Origin of the sequence: Anaerocolumna cellulosilytica, from assembly GCF_014218335.1 — a bacterium.
Taxonomy (GTDB): Bacteria; Bacillota; Clostridia; order Lachnospirales; family Lachnospiraceae; genus Anaerocolumna; species Anaerocolumna cellulosilytica.
This window is the reverse complement of the sequence record NZ_AP023367.1, coordinates 4,175,249-4,195,452: the sequence shown is the minus strand read 5'-3', so window position 1 is coordinate 4,195,452 and position 20,204 is coordinate 4,175,249. Positions and strand designations below refer to the sequence as shown.

Sequence of the window (20,204 nt, the reverse complement as noted above, 5' to 3'; positions counted from 1 at the left end):
TACTATAACAGATTTGCTTAGGAAAAACCCGGAGAAGGGCGGTAAGGTATATCCTGTACCAATGGGCAGAATCAGTGATGGTATCACGAACTGCGTAAAAGCGGTTTTATGACAGAAGTTACCGCAGATACGCCTATGGTAATCGAGAATGACGAAAGGGGATTCACACATGATTCAAGTAGTGAAAAGAGATGGGGAGATTGCCGAGTTTTATCTATTAAAAATTTCTGAGGCAATCTCAAAGGCTTTTAAGGCCACGGAGAAATTTTATACGGATGATATCATTAATTTATTATCTTTAAGGGTTACCGCTGATTTTCAAGAGAAGGTACATAAAGATAAAATAAGTGTGGAAGATATCCAGGACAGCGTAGAAAGGGTACTAGAACATACCGGGTATACAGATGTTGCTAAGGCATATATTCTGTATCGTAAAAACCGGGAAAAAATCCGAAATATGAAGTCAACCATTCTTGATTATAAGGAAATTGTCAACAGCTATGTAAAGGAAGAAGATTGGAGAGTTAAGGAAAACTCAACTGTAACTTACTCTGTAGGAGGTTTGATTTTACATAATTCCGGTTCTGTTACAGCCAATTACTGGCTGTCTGAAATCTATGACGAAGAGATTGCTGCTGCACACCGCAATGCAGATATTCATTTACATGATTTATCCATGCTTACCGGCTACTGTGCTGGATGGTCCTTAAAACAGCTTATAATGGAAGGGCTTGGAGGAATACCAGGGAAGATAACCTCTTCACCTGCCGGTCATTTATCCACTTTATGTAACCAGATGGTAAATTTTCTAGGCATTATGCAAAATGAATGGGCAGGCGCACAAGCCTTTTCCTCCTTTGATACATATCTTGCACCTTTTGTTAAAATAGACAATTTAAGTTATCGTGAGGTAAAGCAATGTATTCAGTCTTTCATTTATGGAGTAAATACACCCAGCCGCTGGGGAACACAGGCACCTTTTTCTAATATCACTCTTGACTGGACAGTACCGGCAGATTTGGCAGACCTGCCTTGTATTGTGGGAGGAAAGGAAGTAGATTTTACTTATAAAGACTGTAAAAAGGAAATGGATTTAGTCAATAAGGCTTTCATTGAGATTATGATTGAAGGGGATGCTAATGGCAGAGGATTTCAGTATCCTATACCAACCTACTCTATAACCAGAGATTTTGACTGGTCTGATACAGAGAATAACAGATTATTATTTGAAATGACTGCAAAATACGGTACACCTTATTTTTCAAACTATATAAACAGTGACATGGAACCTAGTGATGTTCGTTCCATGTGTTGCAGATTACGATTGGATTTAAGAGAATTGAGAAAGAAAACAGGCGGCTTCTTTGGCTCCGGAGAAAGTACCGGTTCCGTTGGAGTTGTTACGATAAATATGCCAAGAATTGCATATCTGGCAAAGGATGAAGCAGATTTCTTTGAACGTCTTAACAGAATGATGGATATCTCAGCAAGGTCCTTAAAGGTAAAGAGGAAAGTTATAAACAGACTCTTAGAAGAAGGATTATATCCTTATACTAAGAGGTATTTAGGCTCCTTTGACAATCATTTTTCCACGATTGGACTGCTAGGTATGAACGAAGTGGGTCTTAATGCAAAATGGCTTGGTAAGGATATGTCCCATGCGGATACCCAACAATTTAGTATTAAGGTATTAAATCACATGAGAGCGCGGCTTTCGGACTATCAGGAAGAATATGGTGACCTTTATAATCTGGAAGCAACACCGGCTGAATCTACCAGCTATCGTTTGGCAAAACATGATAAAAAACGGTGGACGGATATTAAAACAGCCGGTGCAAAGGGCGATACGCCTTATTATACCAATAGCTCCCATCTGCCGGTAAGCTATACGGAAGATATCTTTGAAGCTCTGGATGTTCAGGATGAGTTGCAGACTTTATACACCTCCGGTACAGTTTTTCATGCCTTTTTAGGAGAAAAACTTCCAGATTGGAGGGCTGCTGCAAAATTAGTTAAAACCATAGCTGAGAACTATAAATTGCCTTATTACACCATGTCACCAACCTATTCGATTTGTAAAAATCACGGATATCTTAACGGCGAACAGTTTATTTGCCCGGAATGTGGCGAAAAGGCAGAGGTCTACAGCCGTATCACCGGTTATTACCGCCCGGTACAAAACTGGAATGAAGGAAAAACCCAGGAGTATAAAAACCGACGAGTATACGCAATGAAGCGGTCAAGGGTAATGTCTGTTGGTGTGATTAAAGGAAACTCTGTTAACCAGGTTGCTCAGGAACATGGGGCAGCGAAAGAAGAAGCAAGAAAGATTCTGGCAGCAAATCAGGAAGTGGCATTAACGCTTGAGAAGGATGGTGTATTTTTATTTACAACTAAGACCTGCCCTAATTGTAAATATGCCAAGGAATTGCTAAAAGACTACTCCTATGTTGTCATCGACGCAGAAGATAACCCAGAACTAGCTAGAACCTATGGCGTAATGCAGGCCCCTACGCTTATAATTGTAGATAACGGCACATTTAAAAAATACGCCGGAGCAGGTAGTATTAAGGTATTTACCGAACAGATGTTAATTGGTGTAAAGCAATAGATGAAATAAATAATGGATTCCCATTTGACCAGCAATACGTGAAATGTTATAATTTGTACATAGCCTACACGCAATAATCAGCCTGTCGGAAGGAAGCAAAAAGGAAGAACAGAAACGTTGAAGCGTTGGCAGATAGGAAAGGCGTCAGGCCAGGTAATGGTTTTTATAGAAACTTTCAATAGAAAGGGACTGATATAATTCCTTACCCGGCCTGTTTTGCCCTTATAAGACCCTGTAGGTTTCTAAAGAGAGTATTAATAACTTTTTCCTTACATGGAATGAATAAGATAGTCCATTGGAAATAGACCTATTATATGACAGAAGTAGTTAAAATTAAAAATAAGTTGCAATGAGTGGCAAGTTACCTTAATTTTGATGATTTTCCTGCGTTTGTCTCTAACTAATGAGTTTGCAATTTTCTAATTAACAGGAGGTAGTCATGAGTTTAGCAGATAACATATTTATTCATATGTGTAAAGACATATTGGAAGAGGGAATCAGCACGGAAGGGGAAAAGGTACGTCCAAAATGGGAAGATGGGACAAGTGCCTATACATTAAAAAAATTCGGAGTTGTAAACCGCTATGATTTATCCAAAGAGTTTCCTGCCATTACTTTAAGAAGGACTGCCATAAAAAGCTGTATTGACGAGTTGTTATGGATATGGCAGAAAAAGTCTAATAACATCAAAGAGCTGAATAGCCATATCTGGGACAGTTGGGCGGATGAAAATGGTTCCATCGGAAAAGCCTATGGTTACCAGCTGGGAGTAAAACATAAGTACAAGGAAGGGGAAATGGACCAGGTTGACCGCTGTCTTCACGATTTAAAAAATAATCCTTACAGCAGACGGATTATGACTAATATCTATGTACATCAGGATTTACACGAGATGCAATTGTATCCATGTGCATATAGTGTTACCTTTAATGTAACCAAGGAAAAAAACAGTGAAAAACTTAAGTTAAACGCTATCTTAAATCAGCGTTCCCAGGATATTTTGGCGGCAAATAACTGGAATGTGTGTCAATATGCAGTATTGGTTCATATGTTTGCGCAGGTTTGTGATATGGTACCGGGAGAATTAGTACATGTTATTGCGGATGCTCATATATATGACAGGCATATACCCATCATAAAAGAATTGATTGAACGACCGGTATATGCTGCACCGGAGTTCTGGATGAATAAAGATATTAAAGATTTTTATCAGTTTACTACAGATGACTTTAGGCTTGAGAATTATGTAACTGGTCCGAAGGTAGAAAACATTCCGGTGGCTATTTAACAGCATTATAGTCACAAATAGAGAAAGGGTACAAAAAATGAATCTAATAGTTGCAGTAGATAAAAATTGGGCGATTGGCTATGAAAATAAGTTACTTATAAGCATCCCGGAGGATATGCGTTTTTTTCGAGAAGAGACAACCGGGAAAGTGGTAATTATGGGGCGTAATACACTGGAAACTTTTCCGGGAGGAAAGCCACTTAAAAACCGTACGAATATTATTATAACTTCGAAACCAAACGTTCAGATAAATGATGGTATTATTGTCCACAGTGTAGAAGAAGCCCTTAAGGCGGCAGAAGGTTATAAGACAGAGGATATTTACGTAATCGGAGGAGCCAGTATCTATAAGCAGATGCTAAAGTATTGTGATGTTGCTCATGTTACAAAGATTGATTACGCGTATCATGCAGATACCTATTTCCCTAATCTGGATGAGATGCCGGAATGGGTTATAACAGCTGAGTCCGATGAACGCACTTATTACGATATTGAATATGGTTTTTACCGCTACGAAAGGAAAAAACAGACGGATAGGGAATAATTAGGGAACCAAGGTGAAAATAGTCAAGGAAAGGCTTTAAAAGATGATTGAGAAGATAAAGGACAATGTGTTATTTAAAGGCTTAAGTCTTGAGGAAATTCAGATATGTCTGGATTGTTCCAAGGCAAGGATAAAAGAATATGAAAAAAATCAAATTATTTTCAGTCAGATGGACCCTCCTAAAGCCTTATATGTCCTGCTGAAAGGTTCAGTGGCAGTATGCAAGGATTCTCCGGATGGCAGAAGATACATTGTTACTCATATAGAAGAAAAGGATATATTCGGTGAGGTATATGTATTTTTGGAAAAGGCAGATTACAATTATTATGTGATTTCTAATACCAAGTCATCTGTTCTGGAGATACCGAAGGAATACTTTTTTAGTACCTGTGACAAAACCTGTACAGCGCATTCCCATATTATCCAGAATATGCTTGGAATTCTGGCTCAAAAGGCTTATTTTCTTAATAACAAGGTACAGCTGCTTACCAGTGGAAGCCTGCGGCAAAAAATTGCAAAATACTTGTTAGAAAAATGCAGCAATAAAAAATATGTAAAATTATCCATGAACCGTGAACAGTTTTCGGCGTATCTAAATGTAACAAGACCGTCGCTCTCCAGAGAATTGATTAACATGCAGGAGGACGGATTAATAGAGGTTGACCGTGACATGGTGAAAATATTGGATTTTAATGGTCTTAACGATATTATATAAATAATTACGAGCCTGGGACTACTGCATAAAGCAGCAGCTTCGGGCTTGTTGCATCCTCAGATCCATAAGAAATAATAAATAACTGCATAAAATGTTTGACATAAATTCCCAAAAGGGCTAGAATAGGTTTTGTTAATAAAAACCATTGTAACTATAATTAATAAGTAAGGAGCAAAAAAGAGATGTTTGATAATTTTTTCATTGAGTACTTATCAAATATTATACCGGTCGCATTTAACTTACAAATAGAGGATGAAACCCGAAAGGTTGGCAATGGGGAAGCAGAATTTACAATAATGATAAAGAAGCCTATCAGTAAGACGGAGCTTTTAACCAGTACTTCCTTAGCACTAGGAGAAGCCTATATGCGGGGAGAGATTGATGTCGATAAAGATTTATATGAAGTTTTGAATCTGTTTTTGGGGGAAATGGGGAAATTCACTACCAACAAATCAAAACTAAAGAGTCTTCTCTTTACAGCAACCAGTAAAGCAAACCAGAAAAAAGAAGTATCGTCCCATTATGATATTGGCAATGAATTTTATAGGTTGTGGCTGGATGAGACTATGAGCTACTCCTGTGGTTATTTTAAAGAAGAGAAGAATACCCTTTATGAAGCCCAAATGAATAAAATACATCATATTCTGGATAAATTGCATTTAGAAGAAGGGATGACTTTACTAGACATCGGTTGCGGCTGGGGTGCTTTGTTAATAGAAGCAGCTAAAAAATATGGTATAAAGGGTACGGGTATCACATTAAGTCAGGAGCAGCACGCAAAGTTTAAGGAACGTATTCAGGAAGAAGGACTGACACAGCTTTTGGATGTAAGAATCATGGATTATAGGGATTTGATTAAGTCAGAACTTACCTTTGACCGGATTGTCAGTGTAGGAATGTTAGAACACGTCGGTAGAAAGAACTATGATTTATTTATAAAAAATGCAGATGCTGTTTTAAAAGAAAAAGGACTTTTTTTGCTTCATTCCATCACTGCCCTGAAAGAGCATCCGGGAGATGCTTGGATTAAAAAATATATATTTCCAGGGGGAACGGTACCAAGCCTACGGGAAATATTACAGTTAATGCCGGAGTATCGTTTTTATATTTTAGATGTAGAAAGTCTTAGGAGGCATTATAACAGGACTCTTCTTTGCTGGCGCAGCCGCTTTGTAGAACACAGGGAAGAGATAGTTACACTGATGGGTGAGGAATTCACAAGAATGTGGGAGCTTTATCTAGCTTCCTGTGCAGCAACCTTTAACAACGGAATCATAGATCTTCATCAGATATTACTGTCAAAGGGTGCTAATAATGAATTACCTATGATAAGGGTAGTGTGATAAATAGCCATTACACCCTGTATGGATTTTAAATAAAATAGACTATATCTTTACTACGTCCCTGGTCTTGTACCTAGGAGTATAAAAGATATGGTCTGTTTTTTTATCCATTCGTAACATTTGTTACAGAAAAAGTCCCTGTTTTGTTTTATCATAAGTTCATCAAGTGATTGAAAAACAATAATAATTTACGGAGGGTATGAAGAATGGAAAATGCAATGTTTTGCTACCAATGTCAAGAAACAGCCGGATGTACTGGATGTACAAAATTCGGTGTCTGCGGTAAGTCGCCTGATCTTGCCAGAATGCAGGATTTATTAATTTATACAACAAAGGGTCTTTCAGAAGTAACTACAAAACTTAGAGCAGAAGGACAGACAATTGGTGGTGATATCAATCATCTCATTACTTTAAACTTATTTACAACTATAACAAACGCAAACTTTGATGACAAGGTTTTTTATGATAGAGTAAAAGCGACCCTGAATGCAAAAAGAGAATTAGCAGCAAAGCTTTCTAACAAAGAAGGCTTATCAGAAGCAGCCCTTTGGGATGCACAGACAGACGCTGAATATGATGCAAAATCTGGAACAGTAGGGGTACTTGCTACGGAGAACGAAGACGTAAGATCTTTAAGAGAATTAATTACTTATGGATTAAAAGGACTTTCAGCTTATGTAAAACATGCTTTGGCACTTGGTTTTGACAACGAATCCATCCATGTATTTATGCAGAGCGCATTAGCTAAAACTTTAGATAATAGTTTAACAGCAGATGAATTAGTGGCCCTTACTCTGGAAACAGGTAAGGTGGGTGTTGATGGTATGGCATTATTGGATGAAGCCAATACAACCTCTTACGGTCATCCTGAACTTACTAAGGTTAATATCGGTGTAAGAAATAATCCTGGTATTTTAATTTCCGGACATGATTTAAAAGATTTGGAAAGATTATTAGAGCAGACAGAAGGAACAGGCGTAGATGTATATACTCACTCTGAAATGCTTCCTGCACACTACTATCCTGCATTTAAGAAATACAGCCACTTTGTAGGTAACTATGGTAATGCATGGTGGAAACAAGCAGAAGAATTTGAAGCTTTTAACGGACCAATCTTAATGACTACGAACTGTATCGTTCCTCCAAAAGCAAGCTATAAAGAAAGATTATACACTACCGGAGCGGCAGGTTTTGTAGGATGTGCTCATATTCCTGGTGAAAGCGGAGATAAGAAAGATTTTACCCAGCTAATAGAACACGCTAAAAAATGCAGTGCACCTACTGAGCTTGAAACAGGAGAAATCATTGGTGGATTTGCACATAATCAGGTATTTGCTTTAGCTGACAAGGTTGTGGAAGCAGTTAAGAGTGGAGCGATTAAGAAATTCTTTGTAATGGCAGGTTGTGATGGAAGAGCAAAATCCAGAAATTACTACACTGATTTTGCAAAAGCACTTCCAAATGATACGGTTATTTTAACAGCAGGCTGTGCAAAATATAAATATAACAAACTTCCATTAGGAGATATCGGCGGTATTCCAAGAGTACTTGATGCAGGTCAGTGTAACGATTCTTACTCTTTAGCTTTAATTGCCTTAAAATTAAAAGAAGTATTTGAGTTAGATGATATTAATAAACTACCTTTAGCATTTAATATTGCTTGGTATGAACAGAAAGCAGTTATCGTACTGTTATCCCTTCTTTACTTAGGTGTAAAGAACATACACTTAGGACCAACTTTACCTGCCTTCCTTTCACCAAATGTGGCTAAGGTATTAGTTGAAAACTTTGGTATTGCAGGTATCGGAACAGTAGAAGACGACATTAAGTTATTTATGGCTTAATTTATTACAAGAACCGGCAGGATGTAAGTGGTTATAACACAAGACATTTTGCCGGTTATTTTGACAAAATAATAAGGAGAGAAAAGAATGAGCGCATTTCTTGGACCGATACACTACTGGCTGTATCGAAAAATCAACGTACAAAATCAGATGGTAGAAGAAGTATTAAAATTTATAAAGGAAAATAATCTTTCTCTGGATATAACACAGCAGATGGATGACCAGTTTGGATCCATTAGTGATAAGCCCTTAGAAGAACAAATAGATACTTCCAATATCCACGGATGGCTTCAGGAGCAGGTATCTGTGGTGGAATATCGCCTTGCCTATGCAGTAACGAAACTTGTTGGTGAATACCCTGAATTGTTTGATAAACTTTTAGGGCATTTTGAAAATGCAGGAAGAGAATTGACAGAGTTAACGATGAACAGCAACGCAAAGGACATCTATGAGTATCTGAATAATGTTCTTTTAGATGGTATGCCTTGTGACCATGCCAACACACTGGTAAGCGGCAGTGACAATGAAGTGATTTATAGAAGAAATCTCTGTGTTCATGAAGAATACTGGAACAGCTTAGGCGGAAACATTGATAATTATTATCTATTAAGGGAAAGCTTTATCAAAGGACTGTTAGAACCGGCAGGAGGAGCTTTTGAAAAACTGGATGAAATAACCAGCCGTATATCTAAATAAGGAGGTATTGTCTTGAATAGTATTGAGATTATGATAGAGGAGCACAAGTATATAAAGCGTATGCTTGCTGTAGTCCGTAAAGCTTGTTATGGCATTTTAAAAGGTGAACCCATTAACTACGAGCATTTTGAAGAGATGATTGATTTTATTAGAAGCTATGCAGACCAGCATCACCATGGCAAGGAAGAGAAACTGTTGTTTAAAGAAATGCAAACCCATCTTGGTAAGATTGGTGAGAATCTAATAACCCATGGCATGCTGGTAGAACACGATTTTGGAAGGCTTTATATTGCTGATTTGGTTGATGCTTTAAAACGTGTACAAGAAGGGGATGAAGAAAGTAAACTGGATGTAATTGCTAATGCAGTAGGCTATACGCATCTCTTAACCCGTCATATTGCCAAAGAGGATGAAGTGGTTTATACGTTCGGAGGAAAGCAACTGCCACCAGAAGTTTTAACAGAAGTAAATGAAAAAACAGACGAATTTGAAGAAGTTGCAAGAGTTAAAGGTATCCAGGATAAATACATCACGTTAGTTAATAAACTGGAAAAGGAATACGGAATATAAGGGCTGTCTATACAGTCCTTTTTTTATTTGAAAAATTCATAAAAACCATTATATAAATCTGCAGAGGGAATAAGATTTGTCAAACAAAACCTAACGATAATATAAAGCAAGAAAGTAGGCAGTTTGTGCACTTCTATGTATATAATAATCCAAATTAAGAAATAATATATAATAATTTCTAAAGAAAAGATATTTTTTTGCAAAAAATCATAAAAAACATACAATCATATATTGACAAGATCAGACTAACATGTTAGCATGTTAATACAACAACTGACATGTTAGCAAAGAGAATAACATGTCAGTATACTAAATAATGTATATATTTTAGGAGGGTATTTTTTATGGAAGCTGTTAATGTAATTATTGGTATCATTATGATCCTATCATTCTTTGGATTGGTTTGGTATTGTGTAAAAGGGTACAACCTTATGGTGGGTTTTTTCGTTATGTCGTTATTCTGGACAGCTTTGGCGCTAATCGGAAATCAGATTACACCTAACTCGGCAATGGAAGGACAAAGTTTAATTAATGTATTAACAAATGTTTTTCAAACAGGCCCCGAAAACTATGGTAAATCAATATTGGTTAATGTCTTTTTCGGTGCTTTCTTTGGAAGGGTTTTAATTGATACAGGAATAGCAGCAACCTTAATTCGTAAGGTAGTTGAACTTGGTGGTGATAAACCAAGAATCACCATGTCACTTTTATGTATCGTTACGGCTGTTATTTTTACATCCATGACAGGAATAGGTCCTGTTATATCCATAGCAGTCATCGTGCTGCCAATTATGCTTTCTCTTGGTATTCCCTCACCAATTGCCATGTTTTCTTTTATCGGATCTATTATGGCAGGGATTTTTGGTAATGTTGTTAACTTTAAGCAATATCAGGCAATCTTTGAAACTGCCAATGCGAGCTATGCAAGCTACGATTACAATGAATATTTTCCATTTGGTATGATTGCTATGGGCGTTTCTCTTGTGGTAGTACTAGTTGTAGCAAATATTTTCATAAACAAGAAGAAAACTTCCTATGCTTGGGCAGCGACTGCAGACAGTGGTAATGTGTCCGATGCACCGGCAATATCATGGATTTCTGTTATACTTCCAGTAATTGGTGTTGTAGTATTTAAAGCACCTATTATCTTTGGCTTTATCTTCTCAGGTTTGTTTGCTTTATTGACTTGTGGTAAATTAAAAGGTGGTTTTACGAACATTGGAAGAATGCTTTCCAAGCAGTTCTCTGATGGTGCAATAGATGTAGCTCCAATGGTTGGATTTTTATTAACTTTATCCATGTTTAACAATGCGGCTAATTATGCTTCTCCGTATTTTAAGATTTTACTTGGAGGAGTAATGCCCCAAAGTGCCTTATTATTATGTATTGCATTTGCAGTATTAACCCCACTTGGTTTCTTTAGAGGACCAATGAACTTAGTTGGATGCGGTGCTGCAATCCTTGCGGTGGTTGTATCAACAGCAGCATGGCCGGTGCAATTCTTATATCCTTTATTTGCAATAACGACAGTTGGACCTCAGCATTTAGATGTGACGCAGTCATGGGTTGCCTGGAGTTTTGGTTATACGAAAGTATCTACTAAGGATTATATGAAGATGTCCATTCCTACCGGTTGGATTATTGGTATCATTCTTAGCGCTATAGTATTTATACTATATGGCAGTTTAGTATGAGACAATTTCACACCCTGATTAGGGCAGTGCCGAATCTGTAAGCAGACGCGGCATGCGCCGGGAGCTAGTTAAGTAGTTTGCAGAGTAAATAACTATAGAATAACCGGCTGCTGCGATATGTGGGGCCGGTTCTTTAAAACTTAAAAAATCAAAAAATGGAGGATTAACATGGGCAGAAAGGTTCGAATGGGTATAGACGTAGGTGGTACCCATACTAAGGCGGTTGCGATTGATAATGATACCCATGAAATTATAGGAAAATCATCGGTGAAAACAACGCATGATGATAAAAGAGGAGTTGCAGCAGGTGTAGTAAAATGCTTTCAGAATTGTTTGAAAGAAAATAATATAAAACCGGAGCAGGTTGTGTTTGTAGCCCACAGTACAACCCAGGCAACCAATGCACTAATTGAAGGTGATGTAGCCCGAGTGGGGATTATTGGTATGGCAAAAGGCGGATTGGAAGGCTTTTTAGCAAAAAGACAGACCAATTTGAAGAATATAGATTTAGGAAATAATAAGGAAATTAATATAATTAACAGTTTTTTGAATGTTAAAAAGATGAATGGACAATCCGTTAAGGAAGTTATTCAGGGGCTGAAAAACCAGGGAGCACAAGTGATTGTTCCCTCTATGGCGTTTGGTGTAGACGATGGCAGACCTGAAAAACTGGTATATGAAGAAGCAGAAAATAATGGAATGCCAACCACAATGGCTTCTGATATTACGAAACTGTACGGATTGACCAGAAGAACAAGAACAGCAGCTATCAATGCAAGTATACTTCCAAAAATGTTAGATACTGCCAATTCAACGGAACAATCTGTAAGAGAAGCGGGAGTTAATGTTCCCTTAATGATAATGAGGGGGGACGGCGGTGTTATGGAAATTGGCGAAATGAAAAAGCGTCCTGTACTTACCATGCTCTCCGGACCGGCAGCTTCCGTAATGGGTTCCTTAATGTATTTAAGAGCATCCAATGGTGTTTATTTTGAAGTTGGAGGAACTACAACGAATATTGGTGTTATTAAAAATGGCCGTCCGGCTATAGACTACTCAATTGTTGGAGGACACCCCACTTATATTAATTCTCTGGATGTGCGGGTACTTGGTGTTGCCGGAGGTTCTATGGTAAGAGCAGATAAAAACGGAATCATAGATGTAGGACCACGGTCAGCCCATATAGGAGGACTGGATTATTCAGTATTTACCGACGCAGATAAAATAAAAGCACCAAAGGTTGAATTCTTTTCGCCTAAACCTGGTGACCCGGCAGACTATGTAGCCATTCGTCTGGAAAATGGAGAAAGAATAACCATAACCAACTCTTGTGCGGCGAACGTATTAGGCTTAGTAAAGAAAGAGCATTTTTCTTATGGTAACCCTGCGTCAGCTCGCAAGGCCATGCAGGCACTGGCAGATTATTGCGGAACAACCGTTGAAGATATTGCCACGCAGATAATGGAAAAAGCGTATGCGAAGATAGAGCCTGTAATTTTATACCTTGCTGAAAAGTATAAACTAGAGAAAGATCAGATATCTTTAGTTGGCGTAGGTGGAGGTGCAGCATCTCTTATTGTCCACTTTGCAGAAAAGATGGGATTAAAATATAATATCCCTGAGAATGCAGAAGTCATTTCCTCCATCGGAGTTGCCTTATCTATGGTTAGGGATGCAGTAGAACGTATTATTCCGTCACCGACGAAAGAAGACATCAGTTCCATAAAAATGGAAGCAATGAATAAAGCAATTGAAAGCGGAGCAATGCCTGAAAGTATTGAAATTCACATTGAGATTGATCCTCAGACTTCGAAAGTAACAGCGATTGCAACCGGCTCTACTGAAGTGAAAACAACAGATCTGCTCAAAGAGTGCAATACCGAAGAATTAAAGGAGATTGCAGCTGCCGATATGCGTATTCCGACCAGTGAGACAAGGCTACTGGAGCAAACCCGCTATGTGTATATCTTTGGTGAAAAAAACGGAAAAGGCGCGGAAGGGGGAGCCATACGTATTCTGGATACAAAAGGCTTCATAAAAGTGCAAAGAGGAAATGCAATGGCAGTTAAGACTACCGCAGGAGAGTATCTTATGGCAGTAAAAAGGCTTTGGGACAGTATGGCGGTTTATCAGACGGAATTAATTGCAAGACCGGATTATTACTTGTGTATCGGAGCCAGAGTTATGGACTTTTCGGCCTCAGATTTTGAACAGCTGGAATTGTTAATGGATATAGAAGTTTCTACGTTAGAACCGGAGACGGAGGTAATAATTGTCGCAGCTAATGTAAAACAGAGTTAGCATGAAAGCAATCGGAAACTAAAAGGAGACGTTATATTTTTTAGTAAGGAGGAACTACGTTGGGGCAAAACAGGTTTGAGAAAATGATTCATAAGCTGCTAACGCTGGATGATGAGACCTGGGGAAACTATGCTTTCACCAGGGAGCTTCTCAACAAGCGTATCTCTGCTGGAAAAAGAGAAGTAATGATATACCGTGCTATGGAATGTGGAAGAGAGTATGCCAAGCGAATCATAAGAGAATATGGCACGAGGGATGTGCGTGCCATTGCCCGAATATTAAATGTTGAGGTAGTCTATCAAAAGACCTCTATGGCGGGTAAACGGATCTTATTTGCCTGCTATACGCCACCGGACAAAATAGAAATTATGACAGAACCTGTAAGTCAAGCAGTACAGCTGATTTCTAAAGCTGATTCAAATCTGGTTGAACTTTTTCTGCAAGATGGTATAATGGATACTATCTTGGGGCATGAAGTTTTTCATAGGTTAGAGGAAGAGTATGGTAGGGAGATTTATACTAGGACAGAAAAAATACTGCTATGGAACTTCATGGGCTTTAAAAACTATTCTACGATACGTGTTTTGGGGGAAATCGGAGCAATGGCATTTACAAAGGAATTGAATGGATTAAGCTATTCACCATTTTTACTGGACATCCTTTTGTATTATGGGTATGATACCTCCGGCGCTGAAAAAATGTATCGTGAAGTATTAGGAATGAGTTCAGGAAGGTGTAGAGAAACAGTTGAAAATTTCAAATAACAGTAATTCATTGAATGATGTAACCTACAATAAAATAAGGGATGACATCATGAATATGACGCTGGAGCCGGGGACTGATGTCAGTGTGCAGAAACTTTCTGAACGTTATGGTGTCAGTAGAACTCCGGTACGTGAGGCAGTAGTCCGTCTTCAGCAGTCTGGGCTGGTGGAAATTTATCCGCAGCGTAAAACCGTGGTATCAAAAATTGATTTGCAGAGGGTTAGAGAAGAATGGTTTATTCGTAATTCTCTGGAATCGGCTGTAGTGGAAGAATTTATCCGCAAGTGTAGTGAGCTGGTGGCAGACACGATGCAGGAGCTGGTGAATAAGCAGAAAAAATATATGAAAAAGGAACATTTTCTTGATTTTTACTGCAAGGATAACCGCTTTCACCAATTGATTTTTGAGACGGCAGGGGAAGAACTTTCCTGGTATACCATAGAAGAGGTAACTTCCCATTATAACCGCATACGCTTATTAAATGGTAAGATGAATGGTGTGGAGAATATGGTTATTGATGAACATGAAAAAATGGTTGCAGCAGCTCGAAAACGGGATATAGAGACAATGCGTAAGGTTGTAACGGAACACTCTAATTATATGATAGAGCAGGTAAAGAGCATGTCAAAGCAATATCCACATTTTTTTCAGATAAATGCAGCGGCTATAAGGACATAGGAATGGATACTATAATAGAAGATACTGTAACTTACAAGAGGAGCTTTGGTTATCATAAAGCGGTCCTTTCATAAGTTACAGTATTTTTAGTTCACAGAAAGCATTGCAAAGACGTAGTTTGATTAATCTTAATGAATTTTGGACAACCAGGAAAAAATACTTGAAAAATCTACACTGTAAGATTAATATTATAGTTATATAAAAATTTGTGATAAAATGAAAGAAGGACGTGTTTGATGTTAGATATCAGAGTTGAAAAAACAGCAACCCCAAAAGATTTACCAAAGGCTGATAATCCATTAAAGTTTGGAACTATTTTTACGGATCATATGTTTGTAATGGATTATGACATAGAAAACGGCTGGCAGGACGCCAGAATCATACCGTATCAGCCTATCAGTCTTGAACCCTCAGCCATGGTCTTCCACTATGGACAGGAAATGTTTGAAGGGTTAAAAGCTTATAAGACAGAAGATGGAAAAACTCTGTTATTCCGTCCTGACAAGAATATTGAAAGAGCCAATAAAACAAACCGCAGAATTTGTATCCCTGAAATACCGGAAGAAGATTTTCTTCAGGCTATAAAAGAAGTGGTAAAGCTGGATGAATCCTGGATTCCTACAAAACCCGGCACTTCTCTTTATATCAGACCTTTTGTGATAGCTACGGATCCTTTCCTTGGTGTGAGGCCATCAGATACGTATAAGTTCATGATTATACTATCTCCAGTAGGCGCTTATTATCCGGAAGGCTTAAATCCGGTTAAAATCTGGATTGAAGATGATTATGTGCGTGCTGTAAAAGGCGGTATTGGTGATGCAAAAACAGGAGCGAACTATGTTGCTTCACTAAAGGCACAGGTAAAAGCCCATGACGAAGGATATTCACAGGTATTATGGCTTGACGGTGTAGAAAGAAAGTATGTAGAGGAAGTTGGGGCCATGAACATTTTCTTTAAGATTAATGGAACGATTGTGACCCCGGTATTAACAGGAAGTATCCTGCCAGGTGTTACCAGAGATTCTGTTATTAATCTATGTAAAAGCTGGGGACTACCGGTAGAAGAAAGAAGAATTTCTATTCAGGAAATTCATGAAGCACATCAAAACGGTACACTGGAAGAAGTATTTGGAACCGGAACCGCTGCAGTAATTTCTCCTGTAGGTCAGTTAAGATGGGAAGATACCATAATGAAGGTTAAGGATGGCGGTATCGGTGAATACAGTCAGAAATTATATGATACTATTACCGGTATACAATTAGGAAAAATAGAAGACAATTTTCAGTGGATTGTAGAAGTGTAAGATAAGTATAGAAAAATTTGCCATAGGCGGATATCAGCATAATCAAAGTGCAGATATCCGCCTAATTCTAATTCCTGCTTTACTTTCTTAATACGATTGGTTAAAATGTATATCATTATCAACAGAAATTTTGTGTAAACTAAGGAAGAAACAGGATGCTCTGACCTTATTTTATAGCACGGAATGAAAGTTATAGGCAAAATATTTTATATAACATATAATATGGCTGGAGGAGTAAGCAGAATGGAAAACTTTATAAGAGAATTAAAAGAGATTAATAACTTATCAATAATTGTACGTCTGACACTGGCTACCCTTTGCGGTGGTTTAATTGGTTACGACCGAAGTAGAAAAAGAAGACCGGCGGGTTTTCGTACTCATATTTTAGTATGTATTGGTTCAACGTTGGTTATGATTACCAGCCAATACATAAATGATATAATGGGTTATGGTTCCGATCCCACCAGGCTAGGAGCACAGGTTATAAGCGGTATCGGTTTTCTAGGGGCTGGTACCATTTTAATTACTGGCAAACAGCAGGTAAAAGGTTTAACAACAGCTGCTGGACTGTGGGCATCAGCATGTATGGGCTTAGCCATAGGTATTGGGTTTTACGAAGGAGCAATAATCGGCTGCAGTTTCATATTAGGGAGCATGACTTTATTACACCGTTTTGACAATTATGTAATGTCAAAAACAAAGTTAATGGAAATATATGTTCAATTATCTTCTGTAAAGGGAGTAAGTCTGGTATTTGACAGCATACGCTCCAATAATATGGAGATAACCAATGTAGATATGGTAAAAAACAGGGATTCAGAAGATATGATTGGTTTGTTTATTACGATTAAGCAAAAAGAAAAACATGATCATGAAAAAATATTATCTTTGTTAGGGACCATTAAAGAAGTAGCCTCTGTTGAGGAGCTTTAATAAAAATATTAGTTTAGGGAATAAAAAGCCCTTTACCAATTTGGTGATGGATAGTTTATATGTGAATAATACCTATGTTTAATTAGGCATTTGTAAAATCCAGTCTGCTTTGAGTTTTTGAATAAAGAGTTTTTTGAATCTATATAATAAGTATAAACAGTGCAAAATTTTATTATAGCAACAGTTATGGATAAGAGAGGAAGAAAACGTATGAAAGAAATTCTAAGATTATTTATTGCCATAAATTTTTCTGAAGATATTAAAAATGCCCTGTTTGATTTAACATCAGAATTAAAAAGAAATAAGTTAAAAGGAAATCTCACCCATCGAGAAAATTTTCATTTAACTTTGGCATTTCTGGGAGAAACCTCATACATCGAGGATGCAGGTAAGGTTCTTGATAACATATCGAATAAGTCTTTTCTCACCCCCTTTTATTTATATACAGAAGGTGCCTTCCGGTTCAAAAGGAGGGAAGGAGATATCTTCTGTGTTGGTATAAGAGAAAATCCATCTTTACAGCTCTTATATAATGAAATCAAAAAAGAATTGGAACGGTTTGAATTTTATGCGGAGGAAAAAGAATTTAAACCACATTTAACATTGGGAAGAGGTATTATTCTAAGAACAGACTATGAGTTTGAAAACTTTAAAAGAAAAGTTCCAAGTCTATGTCAGAAGATTGATGAAATAAATCTAATGAAATCACATAGGGTAGATGGTAAATTAACCTATACCAAAATATACTCCGTAAGACTAACAGAGGAAACCTGAATTATTCGGGTTTCTTTTTTTGTTGATTACTTTTGTAAATTTTACTTTTATTGGTATATTGATAAAAATTATTGCTAAGAGCAATCGTATTGACAATTGGATGTTAATTGGTATAATGAGTGAAGTTAGAAAAGACTAACATTTGTAGAATTTGCGGATATTTTGTTGAAACTACAAGTATGCACAACGAAAGTAATGCTGCCATAGCTTAGTTTATGGCTGTATACAACAACGAATAAAGCCGGAAGGAAAGGATGATGTATAAGCGTAGAATAGGATGGGTAGAGATAATTATTATGTAAAAAGGAGAGAACAGATGTACAGTAAAAAAGGCGTTATTACAGGAGCATTGGTAATACTAATGTCACTGGTACTAGGATTTCAAGCACAATCATCCTTCAGAGTTGCAGCTGCGAAAAGCAATACCGTGGAACCAAAGGTAAAAAAAGCGGCACAGGAACATACAGAAGTAAAAAATTCAAGTCAGAAGGTTGAAAGTTCAGTAATTACAAGAGCAGAGTTTTCAAAAATGCTGGATGAAATATTCGTATACCAGATAAAAGCGGATATGATGTTTTCAGATGTTAAGAATAGCGACTGGTATAGAGAGTCAGCTTTAAAAGTAGATGCAGCCGGCATATTAAAAAGAGATGCCAAGGGAAACTTTAATGGTAATAAACCCGTTACCAGACAGGAAGCTGCATTAATTCTATACAGAGCTTTTTATCATGCAGAAGATAACTCACAAAAGACTATTAGGATTGCAGATAGTAAAGCAATCGGAGGGGTTTACAAAACAGCAGCGGAATATATGGTTAAGAACGGTTACATGATAACTGGCTCTGGGAATACGTTTTCACCCAAAGGGCTCATCAGCAGTGACGAACTGACAACTATATTACATAGCATGACAGGGGAGATAATAAGCGAGGCTGGATTCTATACAGATGATATAACCGGTAACCTTTTTATTAATGCACCGGGTGTTAATTTGGAAGATATGACAATTAAGGGTAATCTCTATATAGCGCAGGGAGTAGGCGAAGGAGACGTAACTTTAGACAGAGTGACGGTGAATGGAAGAGTATTTGTATTGGGCGGTGGAGAAAACAGCATTAAGCTTCAGGATACAATTGTAAGGAAAGGATTAGTTTCTGCAAAGGGAAATGGGAAAGTCAGAATTGAGGCAAATGGTTCAACAAGTATAGCAGCAACAAACGTAGCAGCCGGAACAACTTTGTATAATGCTACTAAAAGGAACAAGGCTTTTGGGGAGGTAACAGTAAAGATGGTACCCCAGGAGCATAGCGTTCGTTTTGTAGGAAACTTTGGTAATGTTAAGGTAGAGTCAGCTAAGGCCAATGTAACACTTACCAAGGGAATGATTCAAAGGCTTGAATTATCAGAATCTGCAAAAGGTTCAGTGATAGAATTAGAGGAAGATACAACGGTAGATGTTCTGGTTATTCGAAGCAACAGTACTATTACCGGTAAGGGCGTCATAATGTCTGCTAGTATAGAAGCTCATGGGGTTAATCTATCTAAGGAACCGGGAACAATTTTAATTGGAGACAATATTACAGTTATAATTGCAGGAATTTCAAGAAATAAAAGCAGTATAGGAGAAACTGCTGACAGCACTGTAAGCAGCGGTGAAAGTTTTTCAGGAGGCAATTCAGGTGGTGTTAACCCCGGAGGAGATAACTCAGGAGGTGAAGCTCCCGGAGGTGATACTCCCGGCGGGAATGGCAATGGAGAAACGCCTATACCAAATAATCACACTGTTAAAGTTATTGAATTTGAGTATGTCCGCTATCTGGTAATACAGTTTGCAGAAGGTTCTCTAAAGGACTATGCCGTAACAGTAGATGGTGAAGCTGTCTTATTCACACCGGTTACCACAGAAAAATCAATTGTAAAATATGAACTTTCGGATCGTAATGAGCATAAAGTTAAGATTGTTAAAGGCACCAAAATACAGGAATATAGTGTGAAATAAAAATCCATTTCACACCCTGATTTATGGTAATGCCATATCAGCAAGCAGATACGGCATACAATGGGAGCTAGTGTGAAATAAAAATCCATTTCACACCCTGATTTATGGCATATAGTGGGAACTAGTGTGAAACAGAAAGGAATTT

The 20,204-nt window shown here is 37.7% G+C and carries 16 protein-coding genes; all 16 read left to right on the top strand.

All coding sequences use genetic code 11. The features are described from left to right. Nucleotides 1–169: 169 nt before the first annotated feature. Nucleotides 170–2,611, top strand: coding sequence for a ribonucleoside triphosphate reductase (locus acsn021_RS17385; protein ID WP_184092297.1), 2,442 nt, complete (start codon nucleotides 170–172; stop codon nucleotides 2,609–2,611). Between the two features lie 439 nt (nucleotides 2,612–3,050). Beyond that, the gene (thyA, locus tag acsn021_RS17380) at nucleotides 3,051–3,899 is read left to right on the top strand and encodes a thymidylate synthase (RefSeq protein WP_184092296.1); all 849 of its coding nucleotides are present in this window, start codon (nucleotides 3,051–3,053) and stop codon (nucleotides 3,897–3,899) included. 37 nt (nucleotides 3,900–3,936) lie between these two features. After that, nucleotides 3,937–4,443: a dihydrofolate reductase gene (locus acsn021_RS17375; RefSeq protein WP_184092295.1), complete on the top strand. Its 507-nt coding sequence runs from the start codon at nucleotides 3,937–3,939 to the stop codon at nucleotides 4,441–4,443. A 43-nt stretch (nucleotides 4,444–4,486) separates the two neighbouring features. Then, nucleotides 4,487–5,158 (top strand): Crp/Fnr family transcriptional regulator, encoded by a 672-nt coding sequence (locus acsn021_RS17370; protein WP_184092294.1) that lies wholly within the window; start codon nucleotides 4,487–4,489, stop codon nucleotides 5,156–5,158. 182 nt (nucleotides 5,159–5,340) lie between these two features. Then, complete coding sequence (locus acsn021_RS17365) at nucleotides 5,341–6,501, top strand: SAM-dependent methyltransferase (RefSeq protein WP_184092293.1); 1,161 nt, start codon at nucleotides 5,341–5,343, stop codon at nucleotides 6,499–6,501. Between the two features lie 206 nt (nucleotides 6,502–6,707). After that, a complete protein-coding gene (hcp, locus tag acsn021_RS17360) occupies nucleotides 6,708–8,345 on the top strand; it encodes a hydroxylamine reductase (RefSeq protein WP_184092292.1) in 1,638 nt (545 codons plus the stop codon). An 87-nt stretch (nucleotides 8,346–8,432) separates the two neighbouring features. After that, nucleotides 8,433–9,041, top strand: a complete 609-nt coding sequence (locus acsn021_RS17355) for a hypothetical protein (RefSeq protein ID WP_184092291.1) — start codon at nucleotides 8,433–8,435, stop codon at nucleotides 9,039–9,041. 12 nt (nucleotides 9,042–9,053) lie between these two features. After that, a complete protein-coding gene (locus acsn021_RS17350; RefSeq protein WP_184092290.1) occupies nucleotides 9,054–9,611 on the top strand; it encodes a hemerythrin domain-containing protein in 558 nt (185 codons plus the stop codon). A 344-nt stretch (nucleotides 9,612–9,955) separates the two neighbouring features. After that, nucleotides 9,956–11,305: a citrate transporter gene (locus acsn021_RS17345; protein WP_184092289.1), complete on the top strand. Its 1,350-nt coding sequence runs from the start codon at nucleotides 9,956–9,958 to the stop codon at nucleotides 11,303–11,305. Between the two features lie 168 nt (nucleotides 11,306–11,473). Further along, the gene (locus tag acsn021_RS17340) at nucleotides 11,474–13,606 is read left to right on the top strand and encodes a hydantoinase/oxoprolinase family protein (RefSeq protein ID WP_184092288.1); all 2,133 of its coding nucleotides are present in this window, start codon (nucleotides 11,474–11,476) and stop codon (nucleotides 13,604–13,606) included. A gap of 59 nt (nucleotides 13,607–13,665) precedes the next feature. Then, complete coding sequence (locus acsn021_RS17335; protein WP_243167829.1) at nucleotides 13,666–14,370, top strand: hypothetical protein; 705 nt, start codon at nucleotides 13,666–13,668, stop codon at nucleotides 14,368–14,370. Next, nucleotides 14,354–15,049: a GntR family transcriptional regulator gene (locus tag acsn021_RS17330; protein WP_184092287.1), complete on the top strand. Its 696-nt coding sequence runs from the start codon at nucleotides 14,354–14,356 to the stop codon at nucleotides 15,047–15,049. Before acsn021_RS17335 ends, acsn021_RS17330 begins: the two co-directional genes overlap by 17 nt. A gap of 236 nt (nucleotides 15,050–15,285) precedes the next feature. Then, entirely contained in the window at nucleotides 15,286–16,353 is a 1,068-nt protein-coding gene (locus acsn021_RS17325; protein ID WP_184092286.1) for a branched-chain amino acid aminotransferase, read from the top strand. Between the two features lie 243 nt (nucleotides 16,354–16,596). Further along, entirely contained in the window at nucleotides 16,597–17,286 is a 690-nt protein-coding gene (locus acsn021_RS17320) for an MgtC/SapB family protein (protein WP_184092285.1), read from the top strand. A gap of 210 nt (nucleotides 17,287–17,496) precedes the next feature. Continuing rightward, entirely contained in the window at nucleotides 17,497–18,060 is a 564-nt protein-coding gene (gene thpR, locus acsn021_RS17315; RefSeq protein ID WP_184092284.1) for an RNA 2',3'-cyclic phosphodiesterase, read from the top strand. A 316-nt stretch (nucleotides 18,061–18,376) separates the two neighbouring features. Continuing rightward, entirely contained in the window at nucleotides 18,377–20,059 is a 1,683-nt protein-coding gene (locus acsn021_RS17310; protein WP_184092283.1) for an S-layer homology domain-containing protein, read from the top strand. The last annotated feature ends 145 nt before the right edge of the window (nucleotides 20,060–20,204 follow it).

Coding starts and splice junctions, on each gene's coding strand:
- acsn021_RS17385 (WP_184092297.1), top strand. CDS start 170: ATGATTCAAGTAGTGAAAAGAGATGGGGAGATTGCCGAGTTTTATCTA.
- thyA (WP_184092296.1), top strand. CDS start 3,051: ATGAGTTTAGCAGATAACATATTTATTCATATGTGTAAAGACATATTG.
- acsn021_RS17375 (WP_184092295.1), top strand. CDS start 3,937: ATGAATCTAATAGTTGCAGTAGATAAAAATTGGGCGATTGGCTATGAA.
- acsn021_RS17370 (WP_184092294.1), top strand. CDS start 4,487: ATGATTGAGAAGATAAAGGACAATGTGTTATTTAAAGGCTTAAGTCTT.
- acsn021_RS17365 (WP_184092293.1), top strand. CDS start 5,341: ATGTTTGATAATTTTTTCATTGAGTACTTATCAAATATTATACCGGTC.
- hcp (WP_184092292.1), top strand. CDS start 6,708: ATGGAAAATGCAATGTTTTGCTACCAATGTCAAGAAACAGCCGGATGT.
- acsn021_RS17355 (WP_184092291.1), top strand. CDS start 8,433: ATGAGCGCATTTCTTGGACCGATACACTACTGGCTGTATCGAAAAATC.
- acsn021_RS17345 (WP_184092289.1), top strand. CDS start 9,956: ATGGAAGCTGTTAATGTAATTATTGGTATCATTATGATCCTATCATTC.
- acsn021_RS17340 (WP_184092288.1), top strand. CDS start 11,474: ATGGGCAGAAAGGTTCGAATGGGTATAGACGTAGGTGGTACCCATACT.
- acsn021_RS17325 (WP_184092286.1), top strand. CDS start 15,286: ATGTTAGATATCAGAGTTGAAAAAACAGCAACCCCAAAAGATTTACCA.
- acsn021_RS17320 (WP_184092285.1), top strand. CDS start 16,597: ATGGAAAACTTTATAAGAGAATTAAAAGAGATTAATAACTTATCAATA.
- thpR (WP_184092284.1), top strand. CDS start 17,497: ATGAAAGAAATTCTAAGATTATTTATTGCCATAAATTTTTCTGAAGAT.
- acsn021_RS17310 (WP_184092283.1), top strand. CDS start 18,377: ATGTACAGTAAAAAAGGCGTTATTACAGGAGCATTGGTAATACTAATG.